A 24,779-nucleotide genomic window follows, 5' to 3' on the forward strand; every position below is an offset into this window, starting at 1 on the left:
CGGCGTCGCCATCCACCCGTCTGACCGTCCGCGAGCCGCGTCCGCCGTCCCGGACCGGCTTGCCCGAGCGAACTGGCACATCACCACCACCGGATTCACTGGAAAGGAATGCCATGAGACCCAAGAGAACCCTGCTGTCGACGATGGCCCTCGCCGTCGCGTTGACCGCGGGTATGACGGTGACGCTGGCCCCGACGGCCAGTGCCGGGACGACCCTGAAAGCGTCCGCCGCCGAGAAGGGGCGCTACTTTGGCGCGGCCGTCGCAACGGGCAAGCTCTCCGACAGCCAGTACGTTGGCATTCTCAACCGCGAGTTCAACAGCGTCGTCGCCGAGAACGAGATGAAGTGGGACGCCACCGAGCCGCAACAGGGTCGGTTCAGCTACACGGGCGGTGATCGTCTCGTCAGTCACGCTCGGGCCAACGGCATGAGCGTGCGGGGTCACGCCCTGCTCTGGCACGCGCAGCAGCCGGGTTGGGCGCAGAGCCTCTCCGGTAGCGCGTTGCGCAACGCCGCGATCAACCATGTCACCCAGGTCGCCACCCATTTCCGAGGCCAGATCCACTCCTGGGACGTGGTGAACGAGGCGTTCGCCGACGGTGGCAGCGGCGCTCGGCGTGACTCCAACCTGCAGCGCACGGGCAACGACTGGATCGAGGCGGCGTTCCGCGCCGCCAGGGCGGCCGATCCCGGCGCGAAGTTGTGCTACAACGACTACAACACCGACGGCGTCAATGCGAAGTCGACCGGTATCTACAACATGGTGCGGGACTTCAAGTCCCGGGGCGTGCCGATCGACTGTGTCGGTTTCCAGTCCCACCTGGGCACCTCGCTCCCGGGTGACTACCAGGCCAATCTGCAGCGCTTCGCCGACCTCGGGGTCGAAGTGCAGATCACCGAACTCGACGTCATGACAGGCTCCAACCAGGCCAACATCTACGCCACGGTCACGCGCGCCTGTCTGGCTGTCTCGCGCTGCAACGGCATCACCGTGTGGGGTGTGCGGGACAGCGACTCCTGGCGCGGCACCGACGACGCCCTGCTCTTCGATCGATCGGGCAACAAGAAGCCGGCGTACACCTCCGTCCTCAACGCCCTGAACGAGGGTGGCAGCCCACCCACTACGCCGCCGCCGGGCTCCCCGGTGGACACCAGTGCCTGGTACGTGCTGCTCAATCGGAACAGTGGCAAGGCGTTGGACGTGTACAACCTTGCCACCAACGACGGTGCGCGGATCACGCAGTGGGCGCGGAACAACGGCAACCAGCAGCAGTGGCAGTTCGTGGACTCGGGTGGCGGCTACTACCGGTTGAAGTCCCGGCATTCCGGCAAGGTGCTGGACGTCTACAACTTCTCCACCTCCGACGCCGCGGCGATCGTGCAGTGGAGCGACGGCAACGGCACCAACCAGCAGTTCCGGCTCGCCGAATCGGCCGGGGGTTACGTGCGTGTGATCAACCGCAACAGCGGCAAGGCCGTGGAGGTGCAGAATGCGTCCACCGCCGACGGGGCGAACGTCGTCCAGTACACCGACTGGGGCGGCAACAACCAGCAGTGGCAACTGATCCGTATCGGGTAGCTGGTCCTCCGTCCGGTGGCGCGGACGGCATCCGTTCGCGCCACCGCAGGCGGGCAGCCGGCCAGGGACGTGCGCCGGTGGCCGCTTCGCGCTCGTACGACGAACACCGTGCTGACGCTGGACGTCAGCACGCACGCCAGGCCATCCGCGTGTGTTCCGCTCGCGGGTGACCCCGACCAGAGGAGTGGACCATGAGTGCCATCGGTGCGGCTCGTCCCGCCCTTCCACGGAGACATCGCTGGCGGTCAGGGCTGGCCGCAGCGGCTGCGGCGGTCATCGCGGCCGGCACGTTGGTCGCCGTGAACGCGGCCCCTGCGGCCGCGGCGACCGTGGACACCAGCGCCTGGTACATCTTGCTGAACAGGAACAGCGGCAAGGCGCTGGACCTGTACGCCTCGGCCACCAACGACGGTGCGCGGATCAGCCAGTGGACGCGGCACGACGGGGCGAACCAGCAGTGGCAGTTCCTGGACTCGGGTGGCGGCTACTACAGGCTGAAGTCCCGGCACTCCGGGAAGGTCCTCGACGTGCACAACTGGTCGACCGCCGACGGCGGAGCGATCGTGCAGTGGTCCGACACCAACGCGACGAACCAGCAGTTCCGGCTCGCGGACTCGGACGGCGGTCACGTCCGGCTGATCAGCCGGCACAGCGGCAAGGCCGTGGAGGTGCAGGGTGCCTCCACCGCCGACGGTGGCAACATCGTGCAGTACTCCGACTGGAACGGCGCCAACCAGCAGTGGCAGCTTGTCCGCGTGGACAGTGGCAACCCGCCGTCGGGAGGCACCGGGTGCGGTAGGGCACCGACGCTGTCCAGCGGCACGCACACGATTCAGAGCAACGGCAAGAGCCGCTCCTTCATCCTGCGGGTGCCCGCCAACTACAACAGCAACAACCCCTACCGGCTGATCTTCGCGTTCCACTGGCGCGGCGGCACCATGCAGGAGATCTCCTCGGGCGGCACCAGCGGGACGGCCTGGTCCTACTACGGGCAGCAGGAGCAGTCGAACAACAGCGCGATCTTGGTCGCGCCCCAGGGACTCGGCAACGGCTGGGGCAACGCCGGCGGTGAGGACGTCACCTTCGTCGACGACATGATCCGACGGATCGAGAGTGACCTCTGCGTCAACCCGAGGCAGCGGTTCGCCCTCGGCTTCAGTTGGGGCGGCGGCATGAGCTATGCGCTCGCCTGCGCGCGGGCCACCGTCTTCCGAGCGGTCGCGGTCATCTCCGGCGCACAGATCAGCGGGTGCAGCGGCGGTACGCAGCCCATCGCGTACTTCGGGCTGCACGGCATCTCGGACAACGTCCTGAACATCTCGCAGGGGCGGTCGTTGCGCGACACGTTCGTCCGGAACAACGGTTGCACCGCCCAGAACCCGCCCGAGCCGGGGCCGGGCAGCCGTACGCACATCACGACCACCTACTCCGGTTGCAGGGCCGGCTACCCGGTCCAGTGGGCCGCGTTCGACAACGGTCACATGCCGGGACCGGTGGACGGGACGTACGCCGAGAGCGGCGTCACCACCTGGACCAAGGGTGAGATCTGGAGGTTCTTCGCGCAGTTCTCGTGACGCAGACGGGTCAGGCGGCGCCGACCCCCGCGACGCGGGGGCCGGCGCCGCCTGACGTCGGGCCGGGATGGCGAGGATCCTGAGCGCCGGCCTCCTGGCCGGGTCAGCGTTGCAGGCGGGCCGGCTTGCCCGAACCGCTGCGACGGACCAGCCAGGCCTCGGTGATGTGGGTGAACATGGCCTCGGCCGCGCCGTCCGGGTCGTGCGCGGCGATGCGCTCGTAGATGCGCCGGTGGCCGCGGTTGGACGCCACGCAGCCCGTCGGTCAGATCCACAGCAGGCCCTGCCGGGACTCCGCGCCCGCCGGGGAAGGGTGACGACGGTGGCGGCTCAGGCTGCCGACGAGTTCTCTGGCGCAGTCCCGTTGCCAGTGCCGGGAGGTGACCCGGTTCTGGTGCTCGACTGTCGACATCCGGCCTTGGAACGCGAACCGCAGACCACGCGGCCGTCGGGTAGGTGGCTGCGGACCGGCCTGTGGCTGGCTGCTGAGCCGTCGAGTCAGGGGATCCTCGAGATCGTCACGCTGGTTGTCCGACAGGCCGATATTCCTACGAAGGATCTTCGCGGTCGAGTCGGACAAGCAGTCCGCTGGTGCTGAGGGCTGGCCGGACCGTGAGGCGTATGCGCTGACCGTCTGACGATCTTCAGTATTGATTGTTTTCTATTGTCACGCTACGGTGATCGCACCTTGCACTGAGTTGACCACGGGGGTTCGCATGTTCGGTCGCCTGGTTCCTGCAGCCTCCATCAGGTGAGAGGCACTCCAGACCTTCTGTTCGTCACTGTCAGTGCCGCTGTGCGTACCCATCGGTATTCGGTCGTTCGACCCGGCCTTCGGCTACGGAGCAGCCAACCGCTGCTCTGACCTGCACCGACCACCACGGCCAACACCATTCATCCGCTGATCTCGGACCTCGGAGGTACCGGTGCGGGTACTGCTGCGCACAAACACGTCCTTGTTCACCCGTTCCCGTCCGCTCCGGGCCGCTCGTAGCGGCTTCGCCGCCTCGCTCGCGGCGGTGCTGATCCTCAACCTGCTCCAGGTGCCGGCGCTGGCGGCGGGCCCGGCCCCGTACCAACGGCCAACGCCGGTTCCGGTCCCGAAGGTGCCGGTCACCGAGGTTCCCGTGCGGTCACCCTCGACGGTACCGGCCAGGCCGGACGCCAGCGCCAAACCGGCGCCGGTCTGGCCGGCGGCCGGCAGCGCCGTGGTGGCCGTGCCCGCCGGAACCGGGCGCGCACCGGCCCAGGCCGGGAGTTTGCCGGTCCGGGTCGCCGCCGCCCCGGCCGTTGCCGGCTCGACAGCCGGTCCACCCGCGCGGGTACGCGTCGACGTGCTCGACCGGGCCACCACCGCCCGTGCCGGGCTGCGCGGACTGGCGCTGCGCCTGGCCCGCGCCGACGGGATCACCGGCGCCGGCCCGACCCGGGTCAGCATCGACTACGCCCCCTTCGCCACCGCCTACGGTGCCGACTGGTCCAGCCGGCTACGACTGGTCAGCCTGCCCGAATGTGCCCTGACTACCCCGCAGCAGCGCAACTGCGTCGGTACGCCCCTGCGGTCGACGAAGGACCTTGCCAAGCGGACCGTGACAGCTGACGTACCGGTGGGCGCCGGCAGCCTCTTCGCGCTGACCGCTGCCGACTCCGGGCCGTCCGGCGACTACGCGGCCACCCCCCTGCAGGCGTCGGCGACCTGGTCCGCCGGCGGTAACTCCGGCACGTTCGCCTGGTCGTACCCGATGCGGGTGCCGCCCGCGATGAGCGGGCTGGCCCCGAAGCTGGCCCTGGCCTACTCGTCCCAGTCGGTCGACGGCCGGCACGCCGCCTCGAACAACCAGCCGTCCTGGGTGGGCGAGGGGTTCGAGATGTCGGGTGAAGGTTTCATCGAGCGCCGCTACAAGCCGTGCCTCGACGACATGGACGCATCGGCGAACAACGACGAGGAAACCGGCGACCTGTGCTGGGAGACCGACAACGCCACCCTCACCCTGGGCGGCAGCTCCGGTGAGCTGATCTACAACGCCACCGAGCAGCGCTGGCACCTGCGTAACGACGACGGATCCCGGATCGAGCGCAAGTCCGGGGCCAGCAACGGCGACAACAACGGCGAGCACTGGGTGGTCACCACGACCAGTGGCATCCAGTACTGGTTCGGGAAGAACCGGCTGCCCGGCTGGGTCACCGACGATCCGGAGACCAACTCGACCTGGACCGTGCCGGTCTTCGGCAACGACCCGAACGAGCCGTGCCACGCCACCGCGTTCGCCGACTCGGACTGCCGCCAGGCGTGGCGGTGGAACCTCGACTACGTCGTCGACCTCTCCGGCAACTCGTACTCCTACTGGTACACCAAGGAGACCAACAAGTACGGCCGTAACCTCGACCCGGACGACGAGGTCAGCTACGACCGGGGTGGCTGGCTCGACCGGATCGACTACGGCACCCGCCGCGTCGCCGACGTCGACTCGGTACTGGACACGCCGGCCCCGTTCCGGATCGACCTCGGGATCGGTAACCGCTGCCTGAGCGACTGCACCACCCACGACGAGACGCACTGGCCGGACACCCCGTGGGACAGGGAGTGCACCGGCACCTCCTGCCCGGAGAACTTCTCACCCACCTTCTGGCGTACGAAGCGGTTGTCCACGGTGACCACCCAGATCCGCAGCGGCACCGGCTACGCCGACGTCGAACGGTGGAACCTGATCCACACCTTCCCCGACCCCGGGGACGGCACCCGCGCCGGGCTGTGGCTGGACCGGATCTCGCACACCGGCCTGGCCGGCGGGACCGCCGCCACTCTGCCGGACGTGGAGTTCACCCCCGTCCAGCTCGCCAACCGGGTCGACACCCGGGACTTCGCCGCCGCGATGAACTGGATGCGCATCACGAAGATCCGCAACGAGACCGGCGGCACCCTGAACCTCACATACTCCGAGCCGGACTGCGTGGCGGGCCAGACCCCGACGCCACACACCAACAACCGGCTCTGCTATCCGGTGATCTGGACTCCGGAGGGCTACCCGGCCCCGCGCACCGACTGGTTCCACAAGTACGTCATCAAAAAGATCTTCGAAATCGACCACACCGGCGGAGTGGCACCGCAGGGCAGCCCACGCGTCATTCGGACCTACGACTATCTCGACGGCGCGGCCTGGCACTACGCCGACGACGAGGGTCTGATCGAGAAGGAGGAGAAAACCTGGTCCGACTACCGGGGCTACGGCAAGGTCACGGAGACCATCGGTGATCCGGGGGAGCAGACGTACACCGAGACCCGCTACTTCCGTGGCATGCACGGTGACCGGGCGGCACCGGCCGGCGGCACCCGCACGGTGACCGTGGACGGCATCAACGACGAGGACTGGTATGCGGGCGTGACCCGGGAAACCCGGACGCTCAACGGGGTCGGCGGTCCCACGGTCTCCCGTCAGACCATGATTCCCTGGGCCTCCTCCCCGGCGACCGCAACCCGCACGATCAACGGTGACACGGTCACCGCCCGGTTCAGCCGGGTCGCGACCGTCACCAGCTACACCACGCTCGACGCGGGGCGCGGTGAGCGGGCCACCACGGTCACCACCGGGTACGACAGCTACGGCATGGCCGTCAGCGTCGACGACTCCGGTGAGGACGGCAAGCCCGGCGACGAGCAGTGCACGAAGACCGACTACACCCCACGAAACGACACGAACTGGTTGATGGACCGGGTGCACCGCACGCAGAAGTATGCGCTGAAGTGCGCGGACATCGGTGGCACCCTGACCGCGGCGGACGTCATCGGCGAGACCCGCACCTGGTACGACAATAGTTCGACGTTCGAGGCCACCCCCACCGCCGGGCTGCCAACCCGGGTCGAGGAGATGGCGGACTGGAACTCCGGGGCGCCGACCTTCACCACCGTCACGCGCACGGCCTATGACGCCCACGGGCGGGTCACCTCGTCCTGGGACGCGATGAACTACGAGACGAAGACGGCGTACACCCCGACGCTCGGCGGGCCGGTCACCGCGACCACGCTGACGAATCCGCTCGGCCACAAGACGACCACGACACTGGACCCGGCGTGGGCGTCGGAGACCTCGGTGGTGGACCCGAACGACAAGCGCACCGACCTGACCTATGACGGACTCGGCCGGCTCACCGCGGTCTGGCTGCCCGGCCGGGACAAGGCCACTGACAGCGCCAACGTCACCTTCGGCTACACCGTCCGCAACGACGCGAGCACCGTGCTCGCCACCAACCGGCTCAACGCCCAGGGGGCGTACGTCACCTCGTACGCGATGTTCGACGGGCTGTTGCGACCCCGGCAGACCCAGGCGCCCTCGCCTTCCGGTGGGCGGCTGCTGACCGACACCTTCTACGACAGCGCCGGGCGCCCCGCGCGGTCCTACGGGATCTACCACGCGGCCGGAACGCCGGGCACCACGCTGGCGACCGCCACCGAAGCCGCCTTCGTGCCCAACCAGTCCCGCAACGTCTACGACGGCACCGGCCGGATCACCGCCACGGTCTTCCAGCCCTACGCCGCCGAACGCTGGCGCACCACCACCTACTATGCGGGGGACCGCACCGACACCACCCCACCGTCGGGGGGTACCGCCAGTGCCTCGGTGACCGACGTACGCGGCCGCACGGTGGAACTGCGGCAGTACCACGGTGCCGTCCCCACGCCGGCCACCGCGGGCAGTTGGGATGCCACCACCTACGCCTTCAACCGCAAGGGCCAGTTGGAGGGGGTCACCGATCCCGCCGGCAACGACTGGGCCTACACCTACGACATCCGTGGTCGCAAGACCGGAGCCGTGGACCCGGACACCGGTTCGACCTCCCTGACCTACGACAACGCCGGGCGGATCACCCTCAGCACCGACGCCCGGAGCCGGAAGCTCGCCTACGGCTACGACCCGCTGAACCGCAAGCGTGCTGTCTACGAAAACCAGATCGGTGGCACGCCGCGGGCCCAGTGGGTCTACGACACCGTGGCCAAGGGGCAGCTGTCGCAGTCCGTCCGGTACGTGGGCTCGGCCCAGTACGTCTACAAGGTGACCGCCTACAGCGACACCTACCAGCCTGAGGCGACCGAGGTCGTCATCCCGGCGTCGGAAACCGGCCTGGCCGGCACGTACACCTCCGACAACAGCTGGAACGTGGACGGCTCGCTGGCCTCGACGACTCTGCCCGCCACCAACGTCAACGACCTGCCCGCCGAAACCCTCTCCTACGGTTACGACAGCCTGGGGTTGCCCACCACCCTCAGCACGCTCTACGGGTCGACCAACTCCTCGTACGTCGCCGACACCGACTACAACGCGCTCGGTCAGCCAGAACAGTACGAGCTGTACACCGGCACCGGTGGTCGGGTGTTCCAGGCGTTCACCCGCGAGTTGGAGACCGGCCGACTGACCGGCGCCCGTACCGACCGGGACTCGGCAACCCCGAACATTATCGCGGACCGCCGCTACACCTTCGATCCGGCCGGCAACATCACCGGTGTCAAGGACGTGGCTGCCGACCCGGTCGACGACACCCAGTGTTTCGGCCACGACCACCTGCGCCGGCTCAGCCAGGCGTGGACCCCGACCTCCGGCGACTGTTCCGTCGCACCGAACGCGTCCCTGCTCGGCGGGCCCGCACCGTACTGGCACTCCTGGACCTTCGACAGCAGCGGCAACCGGAAGACCCAGTCCGTACACAGCACGAACGGTGCGGCGGTCACCGACTACCACTACCCGGCCGCCGGTGGCGCACGACCGCACAGTCTCACCAGCACCAGCGGTGCCCAGAGCGGTAGCTACACCTACGACTTGTCCGGCAATACCCTCACCCGTCCGACTACGGGAGCTGGCACCCAGACTCTGGTCTGGGACGCCGAAGGGGACCTGGAGACGTCCACCGACGCCACCGGGCAGACCCGGTACATCTACGACGCGGACGGCAACCGCCTGGTCCGCCGGGATCCCGCTGGCCGGACCCTCTACCTGCCGGGGCAGGAGATCCGCTACAACACCGCGAGTGGCACCACCACCTGCACCCGCTACTACGGCTTTGCCGGTTCGACGCTCGCCTCCCGTACCGCCGCCGGGCTGACCTGGCTCTCGGCCGACCATCAGGGCACCTCGCTGGTCGCGGTCGACGCCGGGTCGCAGCAGGTCACCCAGCGCAGGCAGACGCCCTATGGGACCGCCCGTGGCGGCGTTCCGGGATGGCCCAACAGCCGGGGATTCGTCGGCGGCACCGTCGACAACACCGGGCTGACCCACCTCGGAGCCCGCGAGTACGACCCGACGATCGGACGCTTCATCTCGGTCGACCCGATCCAGGATCTCAACGATCCGGTGCAGTGGAACGGCTACACCTATTCCAACAACACGCCGGTCACCATGAGCGATCCCAGCGGCCTGCTCGGGTCGGCCAGTTGCGCCCCCGGCATGGTGGGTGGTCCCGGTGCCTGTACCGGTAACGAGAACGGCCCCGGGATCAGTCCCGGTTCCACCGGCGGCTACCACACGAGCATCAAGACCTATCCCGGCGGCACCACGGTGACGCGTAGTAACGGTCGGACCTGGATCAACGACTTCGAGGTACCTGAAGAGGACCTTCGACACGTCCCGGACGCACCCACCGTCGACCAGATGGCAGCCGGTCTTGACCGCTACCACTCCGAGCACCCCGTGTTGGAGGAGGGCTGGGTCGACCGGTACAGCGATGAGGTGACCCGGGCCGGCCTGCTGCTGGCTACCAACAACGGATACATCAAGGGATCAGGCCAGTTCAAGCTGTGGGTGCACGGTGTCAGCGGCCAGATCACCCCGGAACTGGGCGGGATGCACGGCATCGTCGGCCCACGCGGGCCCCGGGGAGGACCTGGTCCGCGTGGTCCTCGGGTACATGGGTGCAACAGCTTTGCTGGCGACACGGAAGTCCTGCTGGCCGCCGGGGACACCAAACCGCTCGAAGAAATCGAGGTCGGTGACGTCGTACTGGCTACCGACCCGGAGACCGGCGAACAGGGGCCGCGTACCGTCACCGCGGTCTGGGTCCACGACGACGAACTCCGTGACCTGGAGGTGACGGGAGGGCGCCTCCGCACGACCGAGGACCATCCCTACTGGAATGTGACCGACCAGCAGTGGCAGCTCGCCAGCGAACTGGACCCCGGTGATCTGCTGCGTGCGGCGGACGGTTCAGAGGTCGAGGTCTTCGGCTTCGTCAAGGGCGGCAGCCGGGTGGCCCTGGCCTACAACCTGACCGTCGATGACATCCACACGTACTATGTGGTGGCCGGCAAAACTCCGGTACTCGTACACAACACAGGCCCGTGTCTTGGGCCGGTGCAAAACCCATCGCGTGGCAGCACCGCACGACGAGACCACGTCGATTGGGAGGAGGATTTGCTGCTGGAGGTGAGACATAATCCGGCAGCCGGTGAGAGATTGGTGAAGGTTCCACAAACGGATCCGAGATGGCCGGCTGATAAGGGTTGGCAGAAGATGACGCAGACGATTGATGGCGTGGAAATTCATTACCAGTACCAAGCTACAACAGGTGCAGTTGACGACCTCAAGGTGAAGGACTGGGTTCCGGGGGCGGCCGACTGATGGCTATGCAGGTCATCTGTATTGGAAATCGTGGCAGCGACTTGCCAGGACCGGTCCTAAGCCTCAGCGGAAACTTCGAGTCAACTAAATTTCAGTTAACGGTCGACGGCGCCTATGCGGTTTACGCAATGGCGATCAGTCGAGGAAATCTCATGCTCCTTGTCCTCAACGACAGTGTTCGACCGGTCTGGGCTCACGTCGAACTGTTCCGTTTTACCGATGCCGCGCTTCCTTTTGACTGGAGCTTCGCTAAGCGAGAAGAAGGGGTGCATGGAATTAGTGCGCTGTGGGGATACCGCAGCATGATTGAAAACCCTTCGCACAATGATGGTTTGATGGAGCGTGAGCGTAGCGCATGGAGGGACTTCCTGGTGGACAATGAACGGGCATCGAGGGAGGGGCCAGATCAGGAGAAGATTCGTGCGCTGAGCAAAGCGTTCAATTCTGGTCGTACCTTTCTAAGGCCTCCCAGCGCGGGATAGCTTGTCGGCTGAACCAATATTCGCGCTGACCCGGATATTTCAAGATCTGAGCATGTTTGCCATTTGTCGGCGGTGATCGTCGCGTTGGGCAGACGAGTTGAGGACCTGTGATCGCATTGATGACAAGCTGGCGGTGGTGGTGGGTGGCGGCGGTGGTCCTCGCAGTCGTCGGCTGCGGGCGGGCGGAGTCGGGGGACCGCCCGGTTCCACCCGACAACTCCGCACAGATCTGTGGGGACGTCAGGATGATTAACGAGCGGTACGTCGCCGGTGGTGCGCCGGAGGGTCGCGCCTACCTCGATGCGGTAGAAGCGGCGTACACCGGCGCCCCCGGCGCGGCTGATGTGGCCGACTTGCGTCGCCGCTATTTCGAGGCATGGGCCGCGCAACTCCGTCCACTGGTGGAGCGGGTGGGCGACGAGCGACTCCGCGTCGTTCTGCGTCACTACACCGACCTGCTTCGCCAGCAGGCGGCGGGCAGCGCTGATGCGACGGGAACTGATCTGATCAGGGTGCAAAAAGAACTGAATGAGGTCTGCCTCGTTGGTTGAGCAGGCGGGTCGCCTGATTCTCCGATCGCTCCGAGTCTGGCAATTGTGCTGCCGGTGCGGATGTCAACGGCTCCGTGGCATCTTCTCAAGTCGACTGGCGCAAAATATTGACGCCTATGAGAGTTTATCTGTACGTTGAGCGCGCCATGACGTTGGATGATCACGGGGGCCCCTCATGTTCGGTGTGCCTAGAGTGCTGTCCGCTGCGCGGATGTGGAAACGGTCCAGGTGGTCTGCGGCGGCGGTCGCGGCGGCGGTGGCGGGGACGGCGCTGATCGTGCCAACCACACCTGCTGCGGCGCAGCCGCCAGCCCCGCGCTGTGTCGATGCGCAGCCCGACGCCGCAGCCGCGCGGAGCATGCTGGCCGCCTGCGGGCGGCCCGTGGAGATCCTGTCGGAGCGCACCGAGTACGCGCAGACGTTCCTCAACGTCGACGGTTCCCGCACTCTGGAGCAGAGCATCGAGCCGGTGCGGGTGCGTAAGGGCAACTCGTGGGCTCCGGTGGACACCACACTCAAGGCGTCCCCGGACGGGATCGCGCCGCGGGCGACGGTCCTGCCGATGGTCTTCTCCTCCGGCGGGGACGGCCCGTTCGTACGCCTGCGCGACGGCGACCGGGAATTGTCGATGACCTGGCCCGGCAAACTGCCGGCGCCGGTGCTGGAGGGCGCCACCGCGATCTACCGGGACGTGCTGCCCGAGGTGGACCTGCGGGTCACCGCGCAGCCGTTGGGCTTCTCCGAGGTGTTGGTGGTACGCACCCGGCAGGCGGCGGCGAATCCGAAGCTCGCGTCCCTGCGGTTCGGTCTGGCCACCAGGGGAGTCGCTGTGGCCGCCGTCTCCGGCGGAGGCCTGGCCGCGCGGGACAGTGCGGGGAAGACCGTCTTCACCTCGCCGGCCCCGTTGATGTGGGACTCCTCCGACCCCGAGTCGGCAGCGGGCGGCCCGGCGGAGGCCGGGAAGGGGAAAGAGCGGCAGCTCAGCCCGAAGCCCAAGCCGACCGCCGGGGAAGCCGAGCCGAACCGGTCCGCCGGTGCGCCGGGTCAGGCCGGTCCGCCGGAGGGCTCCCGGCGGTCGGTGATGCCGGTCAAGGTGGGTGACGGTGCGCTGACGATCGTGCCGGACCAGGCCATGCTGGCCGACCCGGGTACGAAGCTTCCGATCTATATCGATCCGTCCTGGACCGGCGGCATCGTCGACAACGCGTGGACGTCGGTGTGGAGTAAGCACAAGTCCAGCTCGTTCTGGAAGAACTCCTCGGCACTGAACAACGGCTCGACGTACGGGTCTGCCGGTGCCGGTCGCACCGAGGACTGTTCCGGGTGCAGTGACCACATCATCCGCTCGATGTTCCGGATGAACACCAGCGCGGTGCGGGGCAAGCACATCCTCGCCGCGGAGTTCCGCGTCGAGCAGCGGCACGCCTGGACGTGCAACCCGAAGACCAACGCGAAGCTGTGGATGACCGGGTCGATCTCGTCGTCGACGACCTGGAACAACCAGCCCACCTGGTACAGCGCCTACACGGCACAGACCTCGGGCAACCGCAAGTACGGGGCGGCGCACGGCTGTCTCGGTACCGGCACCATCGAGTTCAACGTCAAGACGATGGTGACGAAGGCAGCGGCGAGCAACTGGTCCACCCTGACCGTCGGGCTCAGGGCGATAGACGAGGGCACCAAGGGTCAGTGGAAGCGGTTCAACCACTCCTCGCCGAAGCTGGCGATCACCTACAACACCAACCCGAACGCGCCGTCGGACCGCAAATCCGACGGCAAGGTGTGTGCCACCGGCAGTGCCCGGCCGTACGTGCTGTCCACCACGCCGGTGCTGGCCGCGAAGCATTCCGACCCGGACACCGCGCAGCAGTCGCTGACCACCTGGTTCTACTGGTGGCCGGTGGGCGGGACCCGCAACGAGACCAACAAGATCTCCCAGTCATCGGGTAATCCGTCGGCGGTGTCGAAGGCGATCCCGTCGGGCAAGCTGGTCGACGGCTCGAGCTACGTGTGGCAGGCGCGTACCTGGGACGGCACACACTACGGCGGCTGGTCGGGCACCTGCGAGTTCACCGTCGACGCGACATCACCGTCACCGCCGAGTGACATCGCCTCCACCGACTACCCGGACAACGGTACGCCGCACGGCGGCGTCGGTGTGTCGGGCGTGTTCACGATCGCGGCGCCCGCTGTCCGGGCGTACGAGGTGAAGGAGTATGCCTACAGCCTGGACTCGGGAGTGTTGACCGCAGCCAGGACGGTGCCGGCGCGGACCACCGACTACGGTGCCTCGCTCACGATCGTGCCGTTGCACGACGGGGTCAACACCCTCTACGTCTGGGCCCGGGACCACGCGGGCCGGTACTCGACCCCGGTCACCCACACCTTCAGCGTCCGCGCCGGCTCAGGGCCGGCCGCGCAGTGGAACTTCGACGAGGCCAGCGGCAACGCCACCGACGTCACCACCCACAACAACACCGCCACGCTTGCCGGCAGTGCCGGACGGACGACGGGCCGGGGTGGCGCGGGCAGCGCCCTGTCCCTCAACGGCTCGACCGCCTACGCGGCCACCGCGGGCCAGCTCACCACCCCGCACCCGGACACCGGCGTCGCCACACCGGTGCGTACCGACGCCAGCTTCACCGTGACGGCGCGGGTGAAGGTCACCTCCACCACCTCGGTGACCGGCCAGCGGACCGTGGTGGCGGCCAACGGCTCGCGGGTGTCCAGCTATTCGCTGGGCTACTCCGGTCCGGACAACCGCTGGCGGTTCGCCATGAACGGCACCGACGCCGACAACCCCGGGGTCTACTCGGTGTTGTCCAACGTGGCCCCCACCGCCGGGAAGTGGACCCACCTCGCGGCGACGTACGACGGTGGCACCAAGCAACTCACCCTGTACGTCAACGGTGTGGCCCAGACCGCGACCGCCACCCAGGTCGGCGGGTTCAACGCCACCGGCCCGGTCACCATCGGCAAGCGTAAGTGGAACGGCGTCGACGACGGCTTCTTCAACGGCGCGGTCGACGACGTGCACATCTACAACTTCAAGGAGACCGCGACCAAGCTGGCCGAGTTGGCTGTGCCCCTGCAGCCGGCAGTGTCGTTCCCGAACGGCACCGAGGCGACGGCCGGTGGGCAGCTCCAGGTCATCTTCAACGCCGGTGGCGACACCAACATCACCAAGTTCCGGTACAGCGTCGGCGGCACCGCGCTGGACACCGAAGTGAACGCCGCCGCCGCAGGCGGGACCGCCACAGTGACCCTCAACGTCGGCACCACCAACGGTGAGCGGCCGATCCATGTGGTCGCGGTCGACGACGGGGGCCGCGTCGGTGGCATGTCCCGGGGACTGTTCACGGTGAAGCCCACCGCGTTCCTCAACGGACAGGTACTTGATTTCACCACCTTCCTCCCGGTGGCCGGCGCCACCGTCAGGATGGAACCGGGCGGGCTGCAGACGGTCACCGCCGCCGACGGCGGGTACTCCTTCACCGGCTTCGCGCCCGGCATCTACACCCTCCACGCCGCCGTCGGCGGCCGGTGCGGCCTGGCCGGCAGTGGGCAGGTCGAGATCGACGGCCAGGGCAACTACCTGGAGCTGTACCTCTTCCCGCACACCGACGACCTGGGCCACACCTGCTCGGAGCAGACGGCCGCGTTCAGCACGGCCGGCAACGCCCTGGCGTTGACCGGTGACAACGCGGTGACCAGCGTGAACCTGCCGTTCGCCTTCCCGTTCTACGGGTCGGCGTACCGCAACGCCTGGGTGGACACCAACGGGCTGCTGTCCTTCACCGACCCGGGTGGCTCCCACCCGTACACCGGCGGTGGACAACTCCCGGCCCCGGCGGACCCGAACGCGCTGCTGGCACCCTTCTGGGACGACCTGGTCGTCGACGCCTCGGCCAGCGTGCGGACCGCGACCACCGGCACCGGCGACGACCAGCGGTTCACCGTCGAGTGGCGCAACGTGCACCGTAAGGGCAATACCGCACAGCGGCTGAGTTTCGCGGCCGTCCTGGCCCCGGACGGCACCGTGACCACCAGCTACGACCAGCTCGACAACGATGCCGAACGCGGCGCCAACGCGCTGGTCGGCATCGAGGCCCCCGCCGGTGAGGACGGACTGCCCTACTCGGCCGACGAGCCGGTGCTGACCACGGGCAGGACGATCACCTTCGCCCGCCCCGCGGCGGTCGACCCGCTGGAGAAGCACAACCTTTCCGGCACCCTGGTCGACGCGGTCGGCAACCCGGTGGTCGGAGCCACCGTCACCCTCGACCCGAGTGGGCTGACCGCCACGACCGGCGCGGGTGGAGCGTGGAGCTTCACCGGTCTGGTCGCCGACAGCTACACCGTATCGGTGAAGATGGCCGGCCGGTGTGGCACCGCCGCACGCAGCCAGGTCGAGCTGGCCGCGGACACCGTCCGTAACCTCCAGCTCGGACCGGACCACGGTGGTCTCGGGTACGCCTGCACCACCGGTGCCTCGGGCTACGTCGCGGCCTCCACGGTGCTCGCACTGACCGGCGACGACGCGGTCACCATGGTCACCATGCCGTTCCCGGTCACCTTCCACGGGCGGTCGTACAGCCAGGGCCGGGTGCACACCAATGGCCTGATCAGCTTCGGCAACGCGTCCGGTGAGCCGGATACCTGGGCGAACCCGACGATGCCGACGGCTACGGCACCGAACGCGCTGGTCGCCCCGTTCTGGGACGACCTCGAGGTGGACGCCTCGGCGAGCGTGCGTACCCAGTCCATCGGCACCGCCCCCAACCGGTCGTTCGTGGTCGAGTGGCGCAACGTCAACTTCCGACCGCCGAACGCCGGGCGGCTGACCTTCGAGGTCATCTTCCACGAGGATGGCCGGATCGCCTTCCACTACGGCACCATGACCACCCCCACCGAACAGGGAGCGGCCGCGACCATCGGGTTGGAGAACGGCTCGGGTACGGTCGCCGCGCTCTACTCCTTCCAGGAGGCGGCGCTCACCGGCAACAGTTCGATCACCTACACCCCGGCCCCGGTCGGCTCGGTCAGCGGCACGCTCACCACGGCGGTGACCGGTCAACCGGTCTCCGGCGCGACAGTGACCCTCAACCCGGGTAACCGCAGCACCACCACCGGCGCCGACGGCAGCTATCAGTTCACCGGCGTCGCGGTCGGCGAGTACACGCTCGCCGCGTCCACCGGCGACGACCGTTGTGCCGGGCAGTACGCCAAGGAGACCGTCAACCACCCGGGCGGGGTCTCCGGGGTGGACCTGTCGGTGATGGTCGACGGGGACGAGTTCGGTTACAAGTGCACCACCGGCGCCCAGACCTTCGTCCCCGGTGACGTGGTCGAGGGGTGGAGCGGTGATGAGACGGTGTGGCCCAAGAACCCGCCCTTCCCGGTCAAGCTCTACGGCGAGTCGTACACGTCGGCCTGGATCAGCGCCAACGGCCTGATCAGCTTCAAGGACCCGGCGTACTTCGGGTGGATCGGTTCGGTGCCGGGCACCCTCCCGTCGCCGGCCGCCGAGGGCTCCCCGAACGCCGCCGTCTACGTGCACTGGGACGACTGGGTCGTCGACTCGGAGGCGAAGATCGCCACGAAGATCAGCGGCACCGCGCCGAACCGGCAGTGGGTGGTCGAATGGCGCAACGTCCACCTCTTCGGGGACACCAACACCCGGGCCACCTTCGAGGTGATCTTCAGTGAGGGCGGGGACATCACCCTCGCCTACAGCGGGATCGACCCGGCCAAGCCGGTCGAGCAGGGCGCCGAGGCGACCGTCGGCATCGAGAACGCCAGCGGGTCGCTCGGCTTCCAGTACCTGCACAGGGAGGCGTGGCTGGCCAGTGGGCAGGGAGTGACGTTCAAGCCCAACCCGCCGGGATTGGGTTCGGTCACCGGCGTCGTCACCTGCCAGGGCACGCCGGTCTCCGGGGCCAGCGTCACGGTGGCCGGCCTGTCGGCCACCACCGCGGCAAACGGCACCTACCAGGTCAACAACGTGCCGGCCGGATCGTACGCCGTGATCAGCACGGTATCCGCCGGCGCCTGCAAGGGCTCCTCGGTCCACCAGGTCGTGGTCGGCACCAACACCCAACAGGTTGTCGACTTCGCCCTGGCGACCACCCCGGCTGGGGCCGGCTACACGGTGACCGAGCAGCCCGTGGCGTACACCCCGGCGGACACCACGGTCCTGCCGATCACCGGGGACGACGCGTACACCCAGGTCAGCCTGCCCTTCCCGGTCACCCTGTATGGCCAGACGTACACCACCGGCTGGGTGGACATCAACGGTCTGGTGACCTTCGTCGACCCGGGTGAGCCGTCGCCGGACGCCTGGCCGATCCCGTCGGTGGAGAGTCCGGAGGAACCGAACGCCGCGCTCTACCCGTTCTGGCACGACTGGGTGGTGGACGCAGGCGCCAGCGTGCGGACCTCGGTCCGGGGCACCGCACCGAACCGCCAGTTCGTCATCGAGTGGCGCAACGTGCACTCGTACGAGGACCCGCTCACCCGGGTCACCTTCCAGGCGATCATCGACGAGGCCGGTGGGTACAGCTTCGCCTACACCGACAACGACGGGACGTTCCTGGAGCGTGGCGGCGGCGCCACCATCGGTATCGAGAACGGCGACGGTAGCTCCGCGATCCAGTACACCTACCGGCAGCCGGTCCTGCGACCGAGCTTCGGGCTGCGGTTCAACGTACCGACGCCCTGACCGTAGCGCCCGACGGATCGTCGGGTACCGGCTGGTCTGCCGGTACCCGACGATCCACCTGCCCGGGTCCACCGGCAGATCGTTCACAGTGCCGGCGGGCAAGGCTCCGCCGGGTCACAGCCGGCCGGCGGCCTTCAGGCCCAGTACCGGTCGGCGACCTCGGACGCCAGGCCCGCCACCGGACCCTGCACCACGTGCATTCCGTACCGGGTCAGGGCCCGGGCCACCCGGTCCAACTCGACGAGACTCCGCTCGGCCGCCGCCACGTGCAGACCGCCGGCCCCGGCGCGACCGGCGGCGAGCACCCGCAGCGACGGGTCCTGCACGGCGGCGACCAGCATGGTGTTCCGGGCGACGAACTGCGGCAGCACCGGTTGCAGCCCTTCCCGAGCGCGCCGGGGTCCAGGGCGGCAAAGCGCAGCAAAGTGTTGATTAAGGTCAATAGGTGCATTAACGTTCTGGCCCCTTGCAAGTTGCGCGTCACTGCGCGCGCGGCGGTCGCCAGCCGATTCGTTGATTTCTGGTGGCCGGCTCAAATGTGGCGCAAGTCACACAATCGCCGCGTGTGGGGCTGCTGACTTCCTGGCGTCCCTGGTCTGGGTTGCGTCTTTGACCGGGCTGACATTGCCAAGCGGCCCCGCACAGCGCCTCCCGGTAGCCGTCGAAGCGCGTGGACTTCATGGAGCTGAATGGGCTTCTGGGGGATGATCAATACTCGTAAGAGGTGGCTCGTTCAGCGGTCCGGCTTTCAATACCGTGACCAGATGCCCGACTTGATTCTGCCGACTATCCGCCTGCACGCCGCGTTCGTGGAATGCCGCGACGACTGGGGCCCTGGCCTCCACGAGGACGGCTTCGGCCTGGGGGCCGACGACGACGTGGACTCGCCCGAAGGCTTCGCCGCTTGGGTGCACGAGCGGGTCCGACTGACCCATCCGGCTGGCGACCCCTGCCCTGACGAACAGCACGGCTCACCCCGGTGGATCGTCGAGAACGGCCACGTACTCGGGGCAATCGCCCTCCGGCACAAGTTCGACGACGAGATCGGCCAGATCGGCTACGGCATCCGGCCGTCCGCGCGCCGCCGAGGACTGGCGAGTTGGGCACTCGGCGAGATGCTCAAGGAAGCTCGCATCGTCCTGGGCCTAGAACGCCTCCTCATCCCCTGCCTGGCCGACAACATCGCGTCAGCCCGGACGATCGAACGCAACGGCGGCGTCCTCGAGGACATCCGCGACACCGAGCACGGTCCAGTGCGGCGCTACTGGATCGTCTTGGATCGGTGATGGGTCACGCATTGCGCACGGCAACCCCGCTGGGACCGAATCCAGGAACCACTCGTCTTGAGCCAGGACGGCCCCGAAGGTACGGACCGTGTTGGATGTGAAGCCGTACCGGGACGCGCTCGCGCTGCCAGGGTTGCGGCCCCTGCTGCTGGTCGCGATCCTGGCCCGGGTACCGGTGGCGGCCACCGCGGTGGTCATGACGCTGCACGTCCTCGATCTAGGTCACCGGTACTTCGCCGCCGGACTCGTCGGGTCCGCGATGACGGTCGGTTCGGCGCTCGGCGCCCCACTGCTCGGCAGGCTGGTCGACCGGCGTGGCCTGCGACCGATGCTGCTGCTGACCACGGCGGTCTCGGCGCTGTTCTGGGGAACGGCACCGGTCTTGCCGTACCCGGTGCTGCTCGGTGCCGCGTTCGTCGGCGGACTGCTCACTCTGCCGGTCTTCTCGGTGGTCCGGCAGTCGATCGCCGCCCTGGTCCCGCTGGCCCAGCGCCGTCAGGCGTACGCGCTGGACTCGATGTCGGTCGAGTTGAGCTTCATGGTCGGGCCGGCGGGGGCGGTGGCTCTGGCCACCAGTCTCTCGCCCACCCTGACCCTGTACGCCGTCGGCGGAGGGATCGTGCTCGCCGGACTCACCCTGCTGGTGCTGAACCCGCCGACCCGGGCGAGTGACGAGGAGCCGACGCAAGCAGAGAAGCTGCCCAGGCGGCAGTGGCTGACCCCCCGGCTGATCGGGCTGCTCACCGGTGGCGCGGCGGGCACGCTGGTGATCGCCGGCATCGACGTGTCGGTGGTGGCGGTGCTGCGCGACGTTGGCCAGGTCGACTGGACCGGTGTGGTGCTGGCGCTCTGGGCGGCGTGCTCGTTGATCGGTGGCTTCATCTACGGGGCGCTGTCCCGTCCGGTGCCGTCGCTGATCCTCACCCTGGTCCTCGGTCTGATCACCATTCCGGTCGGCCTGGGCAGCGGACAGTGGTGGCTGCTCGCCCTGATGCTGCTGCCGTCCGGAGCGCTCACCGCGCCGACCGTGGCAGCCACCGCCGACGCGGTGAGCCGGCTGGTGCCGGCGAGCGTACGGGGTGAGGCGATGGGCCTGCACGGCTCGGCCATGGTGATGGGGGTGGCCGCCGGTGCCCCCCTGGCCGGGGCGGTGATCGATGCCACCGGGCCGGCCTGGGGCTTCGCCGCGACGGGCCTGCTCGGCGCGCTGATCGCGCTGGCGGTACTGCCGACCCAGTCGAGTCACCGCCACTCCAGAGCCGCGGCGGAGCCCACCGTCATCCCCGCCGCCGCTCCCCGCTCGATTCCGCCCCCGCTCGATCATCGATCTAGACGAGCCGGAGTACCGCTACCCACAAACACACCTGAGCGGGCACCAGACCAGCCATCCAATCACACGCTGTGACGGATCCTTCCTCGCGACCGGGCACTCGCACTAAACGAATACGCGATTCTGCCAGTCCCGGCGCGCGGATCATTCCGGTTCGCGGGCCGCTGCGGACGCGTCCCGCCCTCGCCGCCGCGATCCAGTTCTCGCTCGGGATCCCGCCCGTGGCGAGCGTCCTGGTGAAAGCCGGAGCGTGGCCGTTCCGACGGCACGACGATCCACTATTCATATACGTGCATCAATCTCTGGTATATCGTCCTTCGGGTATATGTCAGCCTCTCAGCCCCCTCTGGAGCGGACATGATGAGTACTCGACGCTGGCTCGGTACCGCCACGGCGGTCCTGCTCGTTGCCACCATGGCCAGCACCGTGCCGAGCGGCGCCCACGCCGCGCCGGCCAACGACGTCACCGCCGCCGTACAGCAGAAGCTGCTCGCGGAGGCAGTCACGGCGGACCAGGCGTTTCGGACCGCCGATGTGGCGGACACCCGGGTGAACGTCACCCGCAGGGACGGCCGGGCCTGGGCCTTCGGCATCGCCGTGCTCGTCGCCCCGCAGGGAGAGGACCTCCACCCGTCCGGTTGGCTCTTCGTCGCCCGTCAGCAGCGCGGCGGCTGGCAGGTCGCCTTCGAGGGCGAAGCCACCTTCGCCGAACTGACTGCGGCCGCGCCCGCCTCCGTCGTCGCTGAGCAGGAGAGGGACACCTTCACCGCCCCCAAGACGATGGCCGCCAACGGGGACTTCCGCACCGGCATGCGCCTGCCGTTCACCGTCGGCCAGTCCTGGATCCTCCGGGGCGGCCCACACGGCTGGTCCGGCTCCCCGCGACCGTTCAGTTCCATCGACCTCTACGGCGGTGACGAGCGGGTGCTGGCCGTGCGCGCCGGCACCGCGTACACGATGTGCAAGGGTTGGATCCGGGTGGTCCACGACCGGGGGTACGCCACGGACTACTACCACCTCTGGAACAACATCGACGTCGACGGTGCCTCCGTCTCGGCGGGCACCTTCCTCGGCAACACCGGCACCGACATCACCTGCGGCGGCTCCGCCAGCAGCCGGCACGTGCACCTGGGGCTGCGGCAGAACAGCGCGTACGTCGCGGTCGCCACCCACAACCTCGGCAAGTGGGTGCCGCGGGAGGGCAGCACGGCCTACGAGGGCTACGCGCTGCACGGCTCGAAGCGCGTGAACGTCAAGGGCACGCTCTACAACTACGGCGCGCTCGGCTTCACCGAGGGCATCGTCGACAGCAACGGCGGCACGTCGGTCAGCCGGCGGTCCGGGCCGGGCACCGGGTACGGCGTCGTCGGTTCGATCGCGGACGGCGCCACGGCGGCCGTGGCCTGCTCGGCGAACGGCACCACCCACAGCGGCCGCTGGGGCACCACCGCCCTGTGGAACCGGCTCACCGACGGCACCTGGATCCCCGACGCGTACCACTACACCGGAGCGGCCAACCCGGTCAACGGCTGGTGCTGACGCACAGCCCCGCCCGGTGCCGGTGATCGGTAGCGCCAGGGTGAGTGGTCGAGTAGCCGCGTCGTGGCGGCGCTGCGTCTCATAGCCGGGACTGCCGGTCACCTGGAGCCCTCGTGCTCTCGGCCCGGCCGGGCCTGGAACGTGGTCGGCCAGCGAGGCCGGCGACCCGTCCCGCAGGCGACCGGTCAGCGCGGCGGCCGGCAGGGAGCGGCCTGGCCCAGGCTCACTGCGGTCTCCAGCATGAGCGCATGCACGAACGCCTGCGGCAGGTTCGCGCGCAACTGCCGCTGCTGCACGTCGTATTCCTCGGTGAAGAGCCCCGGCGGACCGCAGGCGGCCCGGTTGCGCTCGAACCACCGATTTGCCTCGACGACATCGCCGGCCTGCCATGCGGCGAGCGCCGCAGCGAAACCACAGAGCAGGAAAGCGCCTTCGGCGTCGCCCAATGGACGGCTGTCGGGACGAACCGGTACAGGTAGCCGTCGCACTCCAGATCTGCCAGTACGGCCTGTCGGGTGGCCTCGGTGCGTGGGTCACCCTGCGGTAGGGCTCCCCGGATGCCGGGGAACAGCAGCGCAGCGTCGACCCGCCTGTCGTCGTAGGCCCGCTGCCAGCGTCCGGAGGGGTGCAGTCCGTGCCCGGCGGCGTCGGCGAGGATGGCGTCGGCGAGCGAAACCCACCGCCCGGCGAGCCCGTCCGGCGCGACCTGGGCGGCTGCCCGCAGCCCGGCCACACACATCAGCTTCGAATGCGTCCACTGCCGGGCGGGCAGCTCCCAGATCCCTGAGTCGGGTTGACACCAGCGGTCGCGGATGATGTCAGCCGTCAGCTTCAGAGCCCGCCACGATGTGTCGTCCAGACGGTCGTGCTGACCGGCGGCGGCCAGCAGCAGCAGGATCTCGCCGAAGACGTCGAGCTGCAGCTGTGTGCCGATCCAGTTGCCGACTCGTGGCGCCGCGCCCGGGTATCCCGGCAACGATTCCAGCCTGCGTTCCTGCGGTACGGGGCCGCCGTCGACGGTATAGGCGGGGGAGAGGCGGTCCCCGTCGTCGAGTACCCGTTCGGTGAGGAAGGCGACTGCGTCGTCCAGCAGGTCGTACCGGCCGATCAGGCCAGCCGCACGGCCGGCCAAGGACTGGTCTCGCAGCCAGGCGTAGCGGTAGTCGTAGTTGCGTCCGGCGAGTGCCCGCTCGGGCAGCGAGGTGGTGGCCGCCGCCACCATGCCCCCGCCCGGCCGGGTCAGGCCGCGCAGCACCGCGTACGCGAAGACAGCATCCCGTTGGGCCGGCCCGCCGGCCAGTGGCGGCACCGACCTCCGCCACGAGAATTCGGTGGTGCGCCACGATTCGGCCGGGTCCGGCGGCTCGTCCGTGAACGGCTGTGCCGAGATCTCCAGCACCAGATCGTGCCGGCCGCCGGCTGGCACCCTCAGCTCGCCGCAGAGCGGGCCGTCGCTGGTCGGCCCGAGCGGCTCGCCCCCGCTGTGGCGTAGGTGCAGGCCGCCCGAGCGGGCCCACCACAGCGGTCCGTCACGACGCACCTCACGTACCGGAGCGCGACCGAAGTCAGCTCGCGGGTCGAGACGGACGCGGACCAGCGCGTCCTGATCCAGCGCGCGAATCTGCCGCAGCAGCATCACCCGCTGCCGCTCTGCGGGGAACAGCAACGCCTCCCGGCATTCGATGATCCCGCTCGTGGTCACCCACCGGCTCACCCAGACGAGAGACCCGGGCTCGTAGTGCCCACCCCACACGAACCGCTGGTTCGCCGGCGTCACCAGGTAGTCACCCGGGCCGCCGAGCAGGCTGCTGAACACGGGTGAGTCCGCCCATCCGGGGGCACAGAGCCAGCTCACGTTTCCGTCCGGACCGACGAGCGCGCCACGGTACCCGTCGGCGAGCAGCGCGTATTCGCGTAGCACGTTCGGTGCACGGTCGTCTCCATCGGGCCGCCCGCCTCGCCTCACCGTCCGCACCTCCCCGAGCATCGCGCGCACCGCTGCCCCTGGTCTTCCCACACCTGCCCGCGACACACGGGCCCGCAGCCCGATCCACCACCCCCGGCCGCAGCGGTAGCCCAGGGACAGGAGAGGCGACCCGGGAGCGCCTGAGC

12 protein-coding genes and 1 pseudogene are annotated in these 24,779 nt (G+C 68.7%); 9 read left to right on the forward strand and 4 right to left on the reverse strand.

Going from position 1 to position 24,779, the window contains the following annotated elements; all coding sequences use genetic code 11:
• Window positions 1-113: 113 nt before the first annotated feature.
• Complete coding sequence (locus ACGFIG_RS23985; RefSeq protein ID WP_393006374.1) at window positions 114-1,580, forward strand: endo-1,4-beta-xylanase; 1,467 nt, start codon at window positions 114-116, stop codon at window positions 1,578-1,580.
• Between the two features lie 191 nt (window positions 1,581-1,771).
• Entirely contained in the window at window positions 1,772-3,154 is a 1,383-nt protein-coding gene (locus ACGFIG_RS23990) for an RICIN domain-containing protein (RefSeq protein WP_393006376.1), read from the forward strand.
• A gap of 103 nt (window positions 3,155-3,257) precedes the next feature.
• Here ACGFIG_RS23990 and ACGFIG_RS23995 read toward each other — a convergent pair whose 3' ends face one another.
• Together ACGFIG_RS23995 and ACGFIG_RS24000 are read right to left on the reverse strand one after the other, a co-directional pair.
• The gene (locus tag ACGFIG_RS23995) at window positions 3,258-3,407 is read right to left on the reverse strand and encodes an FCD domain-containing protein (RefSeq protein WP_393006378.1); all 150 of its coding nucleotides are present in this window, start codon (window positions 3,405-3,407) and stop codon (window positions 3,258-3,260) included.
• A gap of 12 nt (window positions 3,408-3,419) precedes the next feature.
• Window positions 3,420-3,566, reverse strand: a complete 147-nt coding sequence (locus ACGFIG_RS24000) for a hypothetical protein (protein WP_393006380.1) — start codon at window positions 3,564-3,566, stop codon at window positions 3,420-3,422.
• A gap of 544 nt (window positions 3,567-4,110) precedes the next feature.
• Between ACGFIG_RS24000 and ACGFIG_RS24005 the strand changes: the two genes are divergently transcribed.
• The 4 genes from ACGFIG_RS24005 to ACGFIG_RS24020 all read left to right on the forward strand — a co-directional run bounded on the left by ACGFIG_RS24005 (window position 4,111) and on the right by ACGFIG_RS24020 (window position 18,512).
• Window positions 4,111-10,758, forward strand: a complete 6,648-nt coding sequence (locus tag ACGFIG_RS24005; protein ID WP_393006382.1) for an RHS repeat-associated core domain-containing protein — start codon at window positions 4,111-4,113, stop codon at window positions 10,756-10,758.
• Window positions 10,758-11,240: a hypothetical protein gene (locus ACGFIG_RS24010; protein WP_393006384.1), complete on the forward strand. Its 483-nt coding sequence runs from the start codon at window positions 10,758-10,760 to the stop codon at window positions 11,238-11,240. The genes ACGFIG_RS24005 and ACGFIG_RS24010 overlap by 1 nt, the downstream gene beginning before the upstream one ends.
• A gap of 245 nt (window positions 11,241-11,485) precedes the next feature.
• A complete protein-coding gene (locus ACGFIG_RS24015) occupies window positions 11,486-11,791 on the forward strand; it encodes a hypothetical protein (protein WP_393006386.1) in 306 nt (101 codons plus the stop codon).
• Window positions 11,792-12,002: 211 nt separating this feature from the next.
• Complete coding sequence (locus ACGFIG_RS24020) at window positions 12,003-18,512, forward strand: carboxypeptidase regulatory-like domain-containing protein (RefSeq protein WP_393006388.1); 6,510 nt, start codon at window positions 12,003-12,005, stop codon at window positions 18,510-18,512.
• Window positions 18,513-18,646: 134 nt separating this feature from the next.
• Here the strand turns inward: ACGFIG_RS24020 and ACGFIG_RS24025 are convergent, their stop codons facing one another.
• Window positions 18,647-18,883 (reverse strand): hypothetical protein, encoded by a 237-nt coding sequence (locus tag ACGFIG_RS24025; protein ID WP_393006390.1) that lies wholly within the window; start codon window positions 18,881-18,883, stop codon window positions 18,647-18,649.
• 393 nt (window positions 18,884-19,276) lie between these two features.
• On the opposite strand from ACGFIG_RS24025, the gene ACGFIG_RS24030 reads away from it, so the two are divergent.
• From ACGFIG_RS24030 to ACGFIG_RS24040, 3 genes are all read left to right on the forward strand, one after another.
• On the forward strand, window positions 19,277-19,798 hold the full coding sequence (locus ACGFIG_RS24030; RefSeq protein ID WP_393006392.1) for a GNAT family N-acetyltransferase: 522 nt from the start codon (window positions 19,277-19,279) through the stop codon (window positions 19,796-19,798).
• Window positions 19,799-19,895: 97 nt separating this feature from the next.
• Window positions 19,896-21,203: an MFS transporter gene (locus ACGFIG_RS24035; RefSeq protein WP_393006841.1), complete on the forward strand. Its 1,308-nt coding sequence runs from the start codon at window positions 19,896-19,898 to the stop codon at window positions 21,201-21,203.
• A gap of 282 nt (window positions 21,204-21,485) precedes the next feature.
• Entirely contained in the window at window positions 21,486-22,667 is a 1,182-nt protein-coding gene (locus tag ACGFIG_RS24040) for a peptidase M23 (protein WP_393006394.1), read from the forward strand.
• A 185-nt stretch (window positions 22,668-22,852) separates the two neighbouring features.
• Here ACGFIG_RS24040 and ACGFIG_RS24045 read toward each other — a convergent pair.
• Window positions 22,853-24,654, reverse strand: a pseudogene (locus ACGFIG_RS24045) (glycoside hydrolase family 15 protein).
• Between the last annotated feature and the right edge of the window lie 125 nt (window positions 24,655-24,779).

The sequence above is a fragment of the Micromonospora sp. NPDC049048 genome, assembly GCF_043197615.1.
Lineage (GTDB): Bacteria > Actinomycetota > Actinomycetes > Mycobacteriales > Micromonosporaceae > Micromonospora.